This window comes from Ideonella azotifigens, from assembly GCF_021043325.1.
GTDB lineage: Bacteria > Pseudomonadota > Gammaproteobacteria > Burkholderiales > Burkholderiaceae_C > Ideonella > Ideonella azotifigens.
In genome coordinates this window covers 83,021-96,775 of record NZ_JAJNKD010000006.1, presented here as the reverse complement: position 1 = coordinate 96,775, position 13,755 = coordinate 83,021, and the positions used below count along the sequence as shown (strand labels likewise).

At 64.9% G+C, this 13,755-nt stretch carries 14 protein-coding genes; all 14 read right to left on the bottom strand.

From position 1 onward, the window contains the following. Positions 1-11: 11 nt before the first annotated feature. On the bottom strand, positions 12-1,820 hold the full coding sequence (gene lepA / locus LRH25_RS14800) for a translation elongation factor 4 (protein ID WP_141289420.1): 1,809 nt from the start codon (positions 1,818-1,820) through the stop codon (positions 12-14). Positions 1,821-2,490: 670 nt separating this feature from the next. Next, positions 2,491-3,945: a Do family serine endopeptidase gene (locus LRH25_RS14795; protein ID WP_141289421.1), complete on the bottom strand. Its 1,455-nt coding sequence runs from the start codon at positions 3,943-3,945 to the stop codon at positions 2,491-2,493. 58 nt (positions 3,946-4,003) lie between these two features. Next, a complete protein-coding gene (locus LRH25_RS14790; protein ID WP_170200974.1) occupies positions 4,004-4,978 on the bottom strand; it encodes a MucB/RseB family sigma factor regulatory protein in 975 nt (324 codons plus the stop codon). Positions 4,979-5,084: 106 nt separating this feature from the next. Beyond that, positions 5,085-5,720, bottom strand: coding sequence for a sigma-E factor negative regulatory protein (locus LRH25_RS14785; RefSeq protein ID WP_231011470.1), 636 nt, complete (start codon positions 5,718-5,720; stop codon positions 5,085-5,087). A 42-nt stretch (positions 5,721-5,762) separates the two neighbouring features. Further along, on the bottom strand, positions 5,763-6,377 hold the full coding sequence (gene rpoE, locus LRH25_RS14780) for an RNA polymerase sigma factor RpoE (RefSeq protein ID WP_141284201.1): 615 nt from the start codon (positions 6,375-6,377) through the stop codon (positions 5,763-5,765). Next, on the bottom strand, positions 6,374-6,727 hold the full coding sequence (locus tag LRH25_RS14775) for a hypothetical protein (protein ID WP_231011469.1): 354 nt from the start codon (positions 6,725-6,727) through the stop codon (positions 6,374-6,376). Before LRH25_RS14775 ends, rpoE begins: the two co-directional genes overlap by 4 nt. A 229-nt stretch (positions 6,728-6,956) precedes the next feature. Further along, complete coding sequence (gene fabF / locus LRH25_RS14770; RefSeq protein WP_141284197.1) at positions 6,957-8,201, bottom strand: beta-ketoacyl-ACP synthase II; 1,245 nt, start codon at positions 8,199-8,201, stop codon at positions 6,957-6,959. A gap of 44 nt (positions 8,202-8,245) precedes the next feature. Next, positions 8,246-8,485, bottom strand: coding sequence for an acyl carrier protein (gene acpP / locus LRH25_RS14765; RefSeq protein ID WP_141284195.1), 240 nt, complete (start codon positions 8,483-8,485; stop codon positions 8,246-8,248). Positions 8,486-8,556: 71 nt separating this feature from the next. After that, complete coding sequence (gene fabG, locus LRH25_RS14760; RefSeq protein WP_141284193.1) at positions 8,557-9,318, bottom strand: 3-oxoacyl-ACP reductase FabG; 762 nt, start codon at positions 9,316-9,318, stop codon at positions 8,557-8,559. Further along, a complete protein-coding gene (gene fabD / locus LRH25_RS14755) occupies positions 9,315-10,253 on the bottom strand; it encodes an ACP S-malonyltransferase (protein ID WP_141284191.1) in 939 nt (312 codons plus the stop codon). The genes fabG and fabD overlap by 4 nt, the downstream gene beginning before the upstream one ends. Positions 10,254-10,280: 27 nt before the next feature. After that, a complete protein-coding gene (locus tag LRH25_RS14750; RefSeq protein ID WP_141284203.1) occupies positions 10,281-11,264 on the bottom strand; it encodes a beta-ketoacyl-ACP synthase III in 984 nt (327 codons plus the stop codon). A 68-nt stretch (positions 11,265-11,332) separates the two neighbouring features. Then, a complete protein-coding gene (gene plsX / locus LRH25_RS14745) occupies positions 11,333-12,406 on the bottom strand; it encodes a phosphate acyltransferase PlsX (RefSeq protein ID WP_375140544.1) in 1,074 nt (357 codons plus the stop codon). A gap of 200 nt (positions 12,407-12,606) precedes the next feature. Further along, positions 12,607-12,789: a 50S ribosomal protein L32 gene (rpmF, locus tag LRH25_RS14740; protein WP_141284187.1), complete on the bottom strand. Its 183-nt coding sequence runs from the start codon at positions 12,787-12,789 to the stop codon at positions 12,607-12,609. A gap of 370 nt (positions 12,790-13,159) precedes the next feature. Continuing rightward, positions 13,160-13,717 (bottom strand): YceD family protein, encoded by a 558-nt coding sequence (locus LRH25_RS14735; protein WP_141284185.1) that lies wholly within the window; start codon positions 13,715-13,717, stop codon positions 13,160-13,162. Positions 13,718-13,755: the final 38 nt, after the last annotated feature.

Below are 13,755 nucleotides of genomic sequence, written 5' to 3'. Positions count from 1 at the left end.
GTTTGTTGTTGTCAGTCATCCACTTGAAGAATGGCCAAGAAGGCTTCCTGCGGCACCTCGACGGAGCCGATCTGTTTCATGCGCTTCTTGCCGGCTTTCTGCTTTTCGAGCAGCTTGCGCTTGCGGGAGATGTCGCCGCCATAGCATTTTGCCAGCACGTTCTTGCGCAGCGCCTTGATGTTCTCGCGCGAGATGATGTTGGCACCGATCGCCGCCTGGATGGCCACGTCGTACATCTGGCGCGGGATGTGTTCGCGCATCTTCGCCGCCACACCCCGGCCACGGAACTGGCTCTGCGCGCGGTGCACGATGATGGACAGCGCGTCGACCCGGTCGCCGTTGATCAGGATGTCGACCTTCACGACGTCGGAGGCGCGGTATTCCTTGAACTCGTAGTCCATGGACGCATAGCCGCGTGACACGCTCTTGAGCTTGTCGAAGAAGTCCAGCACGATCTCCGCCAGCGGCATCTCGTAGGTCAGCATGACCTGCCGGCCGTGATAGGCCATGTTCAGCTGCACGCCGCGCTTCTGGTTGGCCAGCGTCATCACCACGCCAACATGGTCCTGCGGCATGTAAAGGTGCATCGTCACGATGGGCTCGCGGATCTCGCGGATGCGGCCCAGGTCCGGCATCTTCGACGGGTTCTCGACGTCGATCACGGTGCCATCGTTGAGCTCGACCTGGTAAACCACGCTGGGCGCAGTCGTGATCAGGTCCTGGTCGAACTCGCGCTCCAGCCGCTCCTGCACGATCTCCATGTGCAGCAGCCCCAGGAAGCCGCAGCGGAAGCCGAAACCCAGCGCCTGGCTGACTTCGGGCTCGTAGCGCAGCGAGCTGTCATTGAGCTTGAGCTTCTCCAGCGCGTCGCGCAACTGGTCGTACTCGCTCGCCTCGGTCGGATACAAACCGGCAAAGACCTGCGGCTGGATTTCCTTGAAGCCGGGCAGCGCTTCTTCCGCAGGCCCGAGATTGTTGGGCAGCTTTTTCTCGAGCGTGACGGTGTCGCCGACCTTGGCCGCCTGAAGCTCCTTGATACCGGCAATGATGAACCCGACCTCGCCCGCATTGAGCTGCTCGCGCGGCGTCGACTTCGGTGCGAACACGCCCAGATGGTCGGCGGGGTAGACCGCGTTCGACGCCATCATGCGGATGCGCTCGCCCTTCTTGAGCGTGCCGTCGACCACACGCACCAGCATCACGACGCCGACGTAGTTGTCGAACCAGCTGTCGATGATCATCGCGCGCAGCGGCGCCTCGACCACGCCCTTGGGCGGCGGCATGCGGGCGATCACCGCCTCGATGATCTCGTCGATGCCCATGCCGGTCTTGGCCGAGCAGGGGATCGCGTCGGTCGCGTCGATGCCGATCACGTCCTCGATCTCTGCCTTGGCGTTGTCGGGATCCGCCGAAGGCAGGTCCATCTTGTTCAACACCGGCACCACTTCAACACCGAGCTCCAGCGCCGTGTAGCAGTTCGCCACCGTCTGCGCCTCCACGCCCTGGCTGGCATCGACCACCAGCAGCGCACCTTCGCAGGCCGACAGCGAGCGGCTGACTTCGTACGAGAAGTCCACGTGCCCGGGCGTGTCGATCAGGTTCAGGTTGTAGGTCCTGCCGTCCTTGGCCGTGTACTGCAACGCGGCCGTCTGCGCCTTGATCGTGATCCCGCGCTCCCGCTCGAGGTCCATCGAGTCCAGCACCTGCGCCTCCATCTCGCGATCACTCAGACCGCCGCAGCGCTGGATGATGCGGTCGGCCAACGTGCTCTTGCCGTGGTCGATGTGGGCAATGATCGAGAAATTTCTGATGTGGTCCATGGGTCGGCAAAGGCCGGCGCAGCGCCGGAGAAAAACAGCGTGGCCAGCGACGGCTCACGCCTGCCGCGTCAGATGCACACGCAGCAAAAACAGCTGAAAAGCTGCTGAACAAGCGCCAAAAGCTCGCCCTGGCGACGCATTGGAATGCGACGGCGAGGGGCGAGCCGCATCAAGGCGGTGAAGCGGGCAAAGAGTCAAAAAAAAGGCACGTCCAATTGAAGACGCGCCTTCCAACAAAACGTATGGCAACTGCTTGTTGGGCTTTCATTGTAGCCAAAAGGGCCCGAGTCCAAAGGCCGTCTTGGATGGAACCGGGGTCGTTGCAGACCGCCAACAAGGGCCGCAGCCGATAATTATTCACACCTTATTCACAGGTCTTGAGCGCTCGCCCAGCCGTGGCGGCAGCGCCACGGAGAGATTGCAGCAACGCGTCGAATGACCCGCAACAAGCCTGGATTGTATCGCCCGGTCATCACAATCATCACGACCCAGCGCCATGTCAGCACTCACTCACAGATCGGACAGAATAACCATCAAGCTATTAAAACATGGTTAGCAATTACAAACATCGCGGCGACTTCTCATCCAATGAAAAGACCCGCCATCCCAGTAGGTTGGCGGGTCTTTGAACATGGAGACCGGCTGCGGGAAGCCGGCTGTCCACCCCGGCTCAGCGCGCTGGCTGGATCACCACATAGTTGACCCAGTCGCCGCGGCGCACCAGCACCGTGACCCGCTTGGTCTTGTCAAGCTTGGCGACAACGCCGCCGAACTGCTTGGCATCGCTGATCTGCACGTTGTCGACCGACAGGATCACATCGCCCTCGCGCAGGCCGGCACGGGCCGCAGCGCCTTCCACACTGTCGACCTTCACACCGCCCTTGACGCGCAAGTCGCGCTTCTCCGCCTCGGTCAAGTCCACCACGTTCAGGCCCAGCGAAGCTTTCACTGGCGCTGCAGGCACGGCCGGCTTTTCAGCTTCGAACTCGCCCACGGTCACCGCGACATCCTTGTAGCTGCCACGGCGGAACAGTTGCAGCGTGACCTTGCTGCCCGGTTTCACGGCACTGATCATGCGCGGCAGATCGGTGGCGCGCTCCACGGCCTTGCCATCGACCTTGACGATGATGTCGCCCGCTTCCAGCCCAGCCTTCTCGGCAGGTTGGCCGGCTTCAACCGACTGCACCATCGCGCCGCTGGCCTTGCCCAAGCCGATCGATTCCGCGACCTCCTTGGTCACCGGTGCGATTGCCACGCCAATGCGGCCACGGATCACCCGGCCGGTGGCACGCAATTGATCGGCCACGCGGATCGCTTCGTCGATGGGGATGGAGAACGAGATGCCGGCATAGCCGCCAGACGGGCTGTATATCTGCGAATTGATGCCGACGACTTCGCCGCGCATGTTGATCAGCGGCCCCCCAGAGTTGCCGGGGTTGATCGCCACATCGGTCTGGATGAAGGGCAGCAGTTCGCCGGTGTCGCGCTGCTTGGCACTGACGATGCCAGCGGTCACCGAGTTGTCCAGGCCGAACGGCGAGCCGATCGCCATGACCCATTCGCCGACCTTCAGCTTGCCGACATCGCCGACCTTGACGAACGGCAGGCCAGCCGCTTCGATCTTCACGATGGCCACGTCGCTGCGCTTGTCTGCGCCAATGACCTTGCCCTTGAACTCGCGCTTGTCGGTCAGCGTCACCAGCAGTTCGTCGGCACCGTCGACCACGTGCGCGTTGGTCATCACGAGGCCATCGGCGCTGAGGATGAAGCCTGAGCCGATGCCGCGCCGCGTCGGCTCGTCGTCATCGTCGCCATTGCCATTGCCACCGCCGCGCGGCGTGTTGCGCGGCATCGGAATGCCGAAGCGCTTGAAGAACTCTTCCAGGCCCGGGTCCATCTGCGGGCCAGTGCCCGCGCCACCGCGGCCCAGATGCACCTTCTCGCTGGTACGGATGTTCACCACTGCCGGGCCGACCTGTTCGACCAGGTCGGTGAAATCGGGCAGCACCCGGTTCTGCGCCAATGCGGGCGCCGGCAGCAAACCCGCCGCGGAAACGCTCAGCAGCGCAACGGCAACACCAACGCGCGCACGCTCGCGCACGGACGAAACAACACCCCCAAACATGCCTTCTCCTTCTTGGGAACCACCGCCTCTGGTGGGCGGACTGCAAAACCTCAGGGTCTCAACGCTTGTGGTCCAGCGCGGCCGCGATCTTCTTCAGCGTGTCCATGGGCACGTCGCCCATCACGGTCACCCACTGATCATCGCGCCTGGCCATCAAGGTGTGAGTTGCCCCGATGGCCGCGTGGACTTCGCGTTGGTGCCGCTCGGGCTGGAAAGGTTCAATGAACACCGACACGTGGGTCAGCCCATCGGAATAGATGGCTTGCAGCACGATGGGGGCATCCGCGGCGCCCGTCGGGTCCAGCGAGCGCTTGGCGCAATGCACTTCGCGAAAACCGGCAGGCAACGCAGCCAGCGTCCAGCCTTCGGCGTCCAGCGAGGTCGGCAGCACGGCGGGCCGCAGCACGCGATACCCGTCGCGCTTTTTCATGCCGGCCAGCACCTGGTCGGGCTGAGGCTTCACGCCAATGACCAACTCGGAGAACGCGGCCGACTCCAAGGTCTGCCCGCTGCTGCCAATCACCTCGGCGCGCAGCAGCAAACCGGTCTGATGCTCGGCCCATAGGCGCTGGCTGAAGCGGGCGTTGTCCTTGGCCTTCAGCAAGACCACGTCGGCGTCCAGGCCTGCCACGCGGTCACGGCCGAGCGAACGCAGCTCATACCACTCCAGCACGCGGCGCTCCGAGCCTGACAACAGCGACGGGAACGTGGCGCGGGGGTCGCGGCGCTCAATCAGCGCAACGCGGGCGCGCGGCCACAGCGTCTGCACCTCGTCGTTGTGGCGCCAGATGCTGCGCGGCTCGCCGTCCAGTGCTTCGACACGCTCGTATTGCTGGGTGCCATCGAAATAGTGCGCAACGCGCGAACTGCTGACCGAGCCGCCACCACTGACCACCAGCGTACCCTGGTAGTTCCGCGAGGCTGCGGCTTCGCTGCTTCGCATCAGCCATGCACGCGCATCCAGCGTGCCGGCTGCATCACTCGTCGCCTGCGCAAGCGCAGCCGCCGACCCGCTGGCAAGCAGGCAAGACATCAATACACCGGGCCAGACGCGCCATGGCGCCAGCGAGGCGCCGATCCAAGCCGCACCCGCCATCCGCCTTGCGACCCAAGGCCTGCTCTCCGCTGTCATCTTGCGGTCAGCGGCCTTCCGGCGTGAGCGCGACCTGGCGCACACCACCGGGCGCGGCCAGCGAAGGCCCTTGCGCAAACTGGCGGTGTGCCGCAAGGTAGCGGTCCAGGTCCGGGCTGCGTTCCATCGCGTTGCCCGATTCGGTCAACGAAGCCGGCGTCGAGGCACTTTCGTCCGCCTGCGCCAGCTCGGCAGCGACCGGCGCCTCCGAAGATGGCCCGGCGCGCCAGACCAGCGACACACCGGCCACGACCATGAAGCTGGCAGCAACCGCCGCCGTCGTCGTCCAGCCACGCCGCGCCCGCCCGATGGCAGCCACCCGGCCGCTCCCGCCCGCCGCGGCCACCACCGCCGGCTTCGCCGGCTGCGCCACCAGCACCGCCGGCGCGAGCACCACCGGCTCCTGGGCCAGCTTGCTGCGCAAGGCAGTCAGGAAACTGGCGTCCTGCTTCGGTGCCGACGCGAGGTCGTCCGAGCGCAGCACGTCCCCGATCAGCGCATAGCAGTGCCAGCTCGCGCGCAGCTCAGGGTCTTGGCGCCAGGCATCCACCGACAGGCGCAGTTCGCGCCCATCGGCCTCGCCATCGCTCAGTGCCGAAAGGCCCTGCAGCATGCGCTCATGATCGTTCGACGGCTCCAACATCATCTCAGCTCCAGACAGCGGTCAGGCTCGACAAAATCCAGGTCACCAACGTTCACCGTTTTGGGTATCCAACAGCGGTTTCAAGCGCAGTGCGATCGCTTCACGGGCGCGAAAAATCCGCGATCGAACGGTACCGATCGGGCAATTCATCACGTCAGCAATCTCTTCGTAACTCAGTCCTTCGATCTCGCGCAGCGTAATGGCCTGCCGCAAGTCCTCGGACAAGGCCTCGATCGCCGCGTTCACCGTGGATGCAATTTCCTTGCTCGCCAACAGGGCCTCAGGCGTGGCCATGTCGATTTGTTCCATTTGCGGCCGGGAAGTTTCGTCATCGTCATCCCCTGTTGCCATTGCGGCTTCGGTGATCACGGGATCCCGCTTCAAATCGACCAGCGCCTTCTTCGCAGTGTTGACCGCGATCCGGTAAAGCCAGGTGTAAAACGCACTCTCGCCACGGAACTGCGGCAACGCACGATAAGCGCGGATGAAGGTCTCCTGGGCAATGTCGAACACCAGGTCGCTGTCGCGCACCATGCGGCCGATCAGCCGCTCGATGCGACGCTGGTACTTGACCACCAGCATTTCGAAAGCCTTGACGTCGCCCTGCTTGACGCGCTCGACCAGCGCGGCGTCGACATCGGGTTGCAGGCTGCTCATGCGACGGGCGCTCCCGCACCCGAAACGGGCTCCTGCATGCGAACCTGCACGTTCACCGGCGGCGTGCGCACCGCGATGCGCAGCGCATGCCAAGCCATCGCTCCCGCGGCGCCGCGGGACATTGGCAAGTGGCGAACTGGCTGGCCGGCGATGCCGTGCCAACGCAGCAGCATCCAATCGCCCCAGTCCAGCACCAGCGTCGGCGTGCCAGCAACGTCCAGCGTGCGACCGTCAGCGGCGAGCAGGCTCCAGCCCGCGCCATCCCAACGCAGGCGCATGACCGGCCGTGTTGCCAGGCATCGATAAAACCCAACTGCCAGCAAGGCTCCGGCCGCCAGCAGTTCGAACATGCCACCCGCACCTGGCAGCGCGCCAGTGACAGGCCAACCGGCCCGCTGGCGCAAGTGCATCCACAACCAGCCCACGAAGGCGCTCACCGCCAGACCACCGATGGCCGCAACCAGCGCGGACCAGAGGCCACGCCTTGCAAGCGCACAGTCAGAGGGAGGCGGCGTGCGGCGCATCAGGCCCGCCTCGACAGCATGGGGCGACGCAACAACTTGGCTCGCGTGGCGGCGCTCAAATGCGCCTGAACACCAGCGTGCCGTTGGTGCCGCCGAAGCCGAAGTTGTTTTTCACCGCAATGTCGATCTTCATCTCGCGCGCCGTGTTGGCGCAGTAATCCAGGTCGCACTCGGGATCCTGGTTGAAGATGTTGATGGTCGGCGGTGAAATCTGGTGATGCAGCGCCATCACGGTGAACACCGATTCGATGCCGCCTGCGCCACCCAGCAGGTGGCCGGTCATCGACTTGGTCGAGTTCACGACCAGGCGCCTGGCGTGGTCGCCAAAGGCCAGCTTGATCGCGTTGGTCTCGTTCAGGTCACCCAGCGGCGTCGAGGTGCCATGGGCATTCAGGTATTGCACCGCGTCGGCATTGAGGCCGGCGTCGCGCAGCGCAGCCTTCATCGAGCGCTTGGGGCCATCCACACTGGGCGCAGTCATGTGATACGCGTCGGCACCCATGCCGAAGCCGATCACTTCGGCGTAAATCCTGGCGCCACGCTTCTTCGCGTATTCGTATTCTTCCAGCACCACCACGCCACCGCCCTCGCCCAGCACGAAGCCGTCTCGGTCACGGTCCCAGGGCCGCGAAGCGGTCGCCGGGTCATCATTGCGGGTGGACAGCGCGCGCGCAGCCGCAAAGCCGCCAACCCCGAGCATCGACACCGTGGCCTCGGCACCGCCGGCGACCATGACGTCCGCATCGCCGTAGCCGATCATGCGTGCCGACTGGCCGATGCAATGCAAACCAGTGGTACAAGCGGTGACCACGGCCAGGTTCGGACCGGTGAAACCGAAGCGGATCGAGACATGGCCGGAGATCATGTTGATGATCGAGGCTGGGACGAAAAATGGGGAGATGCGGCGCGGGCCACGATCAACGACCATGCGAGCGGTCTGTTCGATCTCCGGCAGACCGCCGATGCCCGAGCCGATCATGCACCCGATGCGCTCGGCCGTCTCCTCGGTCAGCGCGTCGCCAGTGGGCAGCCCGGCATCCTGCACGGCCTGGATGGCAGCGGCCACGCCAAAGTGGATGAAGCTGTCCATGTGCTTGGCTTCCTTGCCGGGAACGTACTCCTCGACATTGAAGCCTTTGACCTCGCCTGCAAACTGGCAGGCGATGCCGGAGGCATCGAACTTGGTGATGGGCGCGATGCCGGAACGACCTGCAAGCAGGTTGCTCCAGCCCTCGGAAACCGTGTTGCCGACCGGGCTGATCAGCCCCAGGCCGGTGATGACGACACGTCGACGGGTCATGCGTTCAGATCAGATCGTTGCGGGGGCGGAACTGCAAGGCCTTGTCAGGCCTTGGCGTTGCCCTTGGCATAGTCGATCGCCAACTGGACAGTGGTGATCTTCTCGGCTTCCTCATCAGGAATCTCAATGCCGAATTCATCTTCCAGGGCCATCACCAGTTCGACGGTGTCGAGCGAGTCGGCACCCAGGTCGGCCACGAAGGCTTTTTCGTTGGTGACGTCGGCTTCGGGAACACCCAGTTGCTCGGCGATGATTTTCTTGACGCGTGCTTCGATGTCGCTCATGACTCCTCCAGGAGGGATTGCGTAAAACGGGCCGGATTCTACGCTGGCAAGCGCAGAGCCCGGCGGGGGGATCAGTTCATGAACATGCCGCCATTGACGTGCAGCTCTGTTCCAGTGATGTAACCCGCTTCCGGGCTGGCGAGGAAGGCAACCGCATGCGCGATCTCCTCCGGCTGGCCCAGGCGCTGCAACGGGATCTGCTGCAGCAGCGCAGCCTTCTGCGCCTCGGGCAGAGTGTCGGTCATGTCGGTGGCAATGAAGCCGGGCGCGACGCAATTGACCGTGATGTTTCGGCTGCCGAGCTCGCGCGCCAGCGCGCGCGTCATGCCGGCCACACCGGCCTTGGCGGCTGCGTAGTTGGCCTGGCCCGGATTGCCGGAAGCGCCAACCACTGAGGTGATGCTGATGATGCGGCCGAAGCGCTGCTTCATCATCGGGCGGATCGCCGCCCGCGCAAGCCGGAAGACGGCGCGCAGGTTGGTGTCCAGCACGGCATCCCAGTCGTCGTCCTTCATGCGCATGGCCAACTGGTCGCGCGTGATGCCGGCATTGTTGACCAGCACATGCAGGCCACCCTGATCCTTGACCAGCTGGTCCATGCAGGCGTCCACCGCGGCGGCGTCGGTCACATCCAGCTTCAGGCCGTCGCAGCCAGGGAATTCGGCCAGCGCGTCGCGAATCGCCTGCGCGCCGGCATCGGTGGTCGCGGTGCCCAGCACGCGAAAACCGCGTGCGGCCAAGGTCAGCGCAATCGCCCGGCCGATGCCGCGCGTCGCGCCAGTCACCAGCGCAACCTGCGCTGGTGCCACTGAGGTGTTTGCAACCGTGCTCATGCCAATGCCTCCTTGGCCAGGGCCAGGCTGGCCGGGTCGAACACGCAGACCGCATTCAGTTCAGGTTCGATGCGCTTGACCATGCCGGTCAGCGCACGGCCAGGGCCGCACTCGATCACGTCCGTCAGGCCTTGCGCACGCAAGGCATGCACGACCTCAACCCAGCGCACCGGGCCAAAGGCCTGGCGGTACAGCGCGTCGCGGATCGCTTCAGCGCTGCTTTCGACCTTCACGTCGATGTTGTTGACCACCGGCACACTGGGTGCTGCAAAGGTGGTTTCCGCCAGCTTCACCTTCAGCGCTTCGGCGGCAGGCTTCATCAGCGTGGAATGGAATGGCGCCGAGACCGACAGCAGCAAGGCACGCTTGGCGCCCATGCCCTTCAGCGTGGCGCAGGCTGTGTCCACGCCCAGCTTGGTGCCGGCGATCACGGTCTGCTTCGGGTCGTTGAAATTGACTGCCTCCACCATCTCGCCGCAAGACTGCATGGCTTCTGCGCAACCGGCCCGGACCATCTGCGCGTCCAGCCCGAGGATAGCCGCCATGCCGCCCTGGCCAACCGGCACCGCATCCTGCATGGCCTGCGAGCGCAGCCGCACCAGCACCAGCGCATCGGCCAGCGTCAGGCTGCCGGAGGCCACCAGCGCGGTGTATTCGCCCAGCGAATGGCCAGCCATGGCCTCCGGCACGAAACCCGTCTCGGCAGACCATGCGCGGTAGCAGGCCAAACCCGCCACCAGCATCACCAACTGGGTGTTGACGGTCAGGTCCAGCTGCTCTTTCGGGCCTTGCTGGATCAGCGTGCGCAGGTCGCGGTCGAGCACGCTGCTGGACTCATCCAGCGTCTGCTGCACGGCGGGGTGCCCGCCCCATGCGTCAAGCATGCCGACGGATTGGGAACCCTGTCCGGGAAAGACAACAGCGAATCGTTTCATGGGATCACACCAGCTTGGGTCGAATCTTCAGAAATCCAGCAGCACCGCGCCCCAGGTGAAGCCACCGCCCACCCCTTCGAGCAGGACGGTCTGGCCACGTTGCACGCGGCCGGAGCGCACGGCATGGTCCAGGGCCAGCGGAATGGACGCAGCAGACGTGTTGCCATGTTCGTCCACCGTGACGATCAGCTTGTCGGCGCCAAGCTTCAGCTTGCGCGCCGTGCCCTGCATGATGCGGATGTTGGCCTGATGCGGAATCAGCCAGTCGATGTCGGCCTCGGTGCGCCCAGCTGCAGCCAGGGTTTCCCGCGCCACGCTCTCCAGCACCGACACCGCCAGCTTGAACACCGCCTGACCATCCATCTTCAGCAATGGATCGCCCAGCACCTGGCCGCCCGCGACTGTACCCGGCACGCACAGGATCTCGCGGTAGCGGCCATCCGCATGCATGCGACTGGCCAGGATGCCAGGCTCGTCCGAGGCTTCCAGCACCACGGCGCCGGCGCCGTCACCAAACAGCACGCAAGTCGTGCGGTCGTTGAAGTCCAGGATGCGCGAGAACACTTCGGCACCGATCACCAGTGCGCAACGCGCAGCCCCGGTGCGGATCATCGAATCCGCCACCGAGAGCGCGTAGACAAAGCCGGAGCACACCGCTTGCAGGTCGAAGACCGGGCAACCGTGCACGCCAAGCTTGCGCTGGATGATGCTGGCGGTCGACGGGAAGACCATGTCCGGCGTGGACGTGGCGACGATGATCAGGTCGACCTCGTCGGCGCGCCGGCCGGCGGCTTCCAGCGCATTCAGCGCCGCGCCCAGGCCCAGGTCGCTGGCGCATTGTTCGGCGGCGGCAAAGTGACGCGCCCGGATGCCGGTGCGCTCGACGATCCAGGTGTCCGAAGTCTCCAGGCCACGCTCGGCCAGTTCAGCGGCCAGCTCTTCGTTGCTCACGCGGCGCGTCGGCAACATGCTGCCGGTGCCGGTGATGCGGGCGTGACGAGCAGGTGGCATCACCGCGGGAAACTGGGGGCTGGGCAGCGATGCACTGGCGGCAGCACCCGAAGAGGCAGAAGAAAGCGTCATGCAGCGGGTCGGACCGGCTGATCACCGGGAAGCGCAGGCATGGCCTGCAGGGTCTCGACGATGCGGTCATGGACCTGGTCGAGCAAGCGGTTGTGCGCCGCATCATAAGCCCGCGACAAGGCACGGCCAAAGGCGTACGCATCGGCAGAACCATGGCTCTTGAACACCAGGCCCTGCAAACCCAGCAACGCAGCGCCGTTGTAGCTGCGCGGGTCCACCCGCGCCCTAAAGCGCTTGAGCACCGGCATCGCCACCAGGGCAGCCAGCTTGGTCAGCCAGTTGCGGGTGAATTCTTCGCGGATGAACTGACTCAGCGCGTGCGCCAGGCCTTCGGTGGTCTTCAGCGCGACATTGCCGACGAAGCCGTCGCAAACCACGATGTCCGCCGTGCCTTCGAAGATGTCGTTGCCTTCGACATTGCCGTGGTAATTCAGGTGCCCGCTGGCGGCTGCAGCGCGCAGCAGGTCGCCGGCACGCTTGATGGTTTCGCTGCCCTTGATCACCTCGGAGCCGATGTTCAGCAGGCCCACGGTTGGATTGGGCTTGCCCTCGACCGCCGCAACCAGCGCGCTGCCCATGATGGCGAACTGCAGCAGGTGCTCCGCCGAGCAGTCCACATTGGCGCCCAGATCCAGCATGGTGGTGAACTCGCCGCGCACGTTCGGGATGACCGACGCGATGGCCGGACGGTCAATGCCCTCCAGCGTCTTCAGCAGGTAACGCGCCAATGCCATCAAGGCACCGGTGTTGCCAGCCGAAATGCAGGCATCGGCCTTGGCCACGCCGTCACGCAGCTTGAGCTGCGAGATGGCGATGCGCATCGAAGAATCCTTCTTGCGGCGCAAGGCCACTTCGACCGTATCGTCCATGGCCACCACCTCTGTCGCGGTGACCAGCGTGCAGCGCGGCCAGTGCGCGGCAGGCACCAGCGCATCGGCCGTGCCCACCAGCAGCAATTCCACGTCAGGATGCGAGTCCAGGAAAGCCCGGCAGGCCGGCAGCGTGACCGAGGGTCCATGGTCGCCACCCATGCAGTCCACCGCTAGGCGGACGCGGCTCAGCGGCGTCAAGGAAACAGATTCGGACACGGCAATCTCAGGCCAGGACGGCCCGACTCACAACGAAGCAGCCACGACAAAACCCGCGCGAACTGGCTTCAGAACAGCGAGGCGGCGCGGGATTTGAATTGGGGTGCGGAACCACCACCCTGAACGCGGGCGGCATGCACTCGGGGCAGGCAAAGCGCCAACCCATGAGCCCAACGGGCAGGTCAGGCGTCTGCCTTGGTCTTCAAGACCTTGCGGCCACGGTAAAAGCCGGTCGGGCTGATGTGGTGGCGCAGATGGATTTCGCCGGTGGTCGACTCGACCGCCGTGCCCGGCTGGGTCAGCGCGTTGTGCGAACGGTGCATGCCACGCTTGGAGGGCGACTTCTTGTTTTGCTGAACGGCCATGGAATTCTCCTGGGACGCCGGGGCCCCGGCGAATAACGACGCTGCTGCAGCGAGCCAGCCCTACAGAGCGGCCGCGCAAAGCGCCAAAGTCAATGAAATCGGTGAGACCTGAGGCCACCGAACCGCATGAGCCAAGGCCAATGACCGCCCATCAGGGCATGCCAAAACGCTCGGGACCTTGACCAGAACCTCGGCCAGAAACTGGCTGTGGCGCCTGGCCCATCCGGCCCGCTCGACCCCCGCTCGATCGCCAGTCAGCTGGTAGCTGAAGGGCAATGCGGAAAAGCCGCGGATCATAGCACGGATCAATTGGCCGGAACAGCCGTGGGGCACGGCCTGACCCACCGTGCCCCCGGCATGACCCAACCCATCAATCCGGCTTTTTCTTCAGCTGCGCCAGCACCGCAAACGGATTGGGCTGAGCCTCGTCAGCCTCGATTTCATCGTCCGGCAAAGGCAGCGGCTCCGGACACACCTCATGGCGCGGCACCAGCGGCAAGGCCAGCAACAGCTCGTCCTCCACCAGCTCACGCAAATCGGTCCAGCGCTGCAAGGCCAGCACATCGTCCTCGCTGTCGGCGTCCATCTCGGCGGCAGAAGCCTCATCCGACACGAAACGCAGCGAGCAATCCACGGCCACATCACTGGCCACCGGCCCCAGGCAGCGCTGGCAGCAAAGACTCAAGTTCACCTCGGCCTGCAGGTGCAACCAGATCTCGGGCGAACCACCCGTCACCGGGCGCTGCTCGCCTTCAGCCTGCCAGCGCACCACGGCAGGGTCGGCATCGCCCGTCAACAGCTGGGCCTCGTCCAGCCGAGACATCTCGGCAACCGACCACTGCCCGGAAATCAAACGCCCCTGCTCAGCCAGGGCAGCCACATCCAGACGCAGCGGGTCAGGTGCGGAAGAAGACGCGGAAACACTCATGGCACCAGTGTACGGCGGTGACCGATGGGAGAATCCCG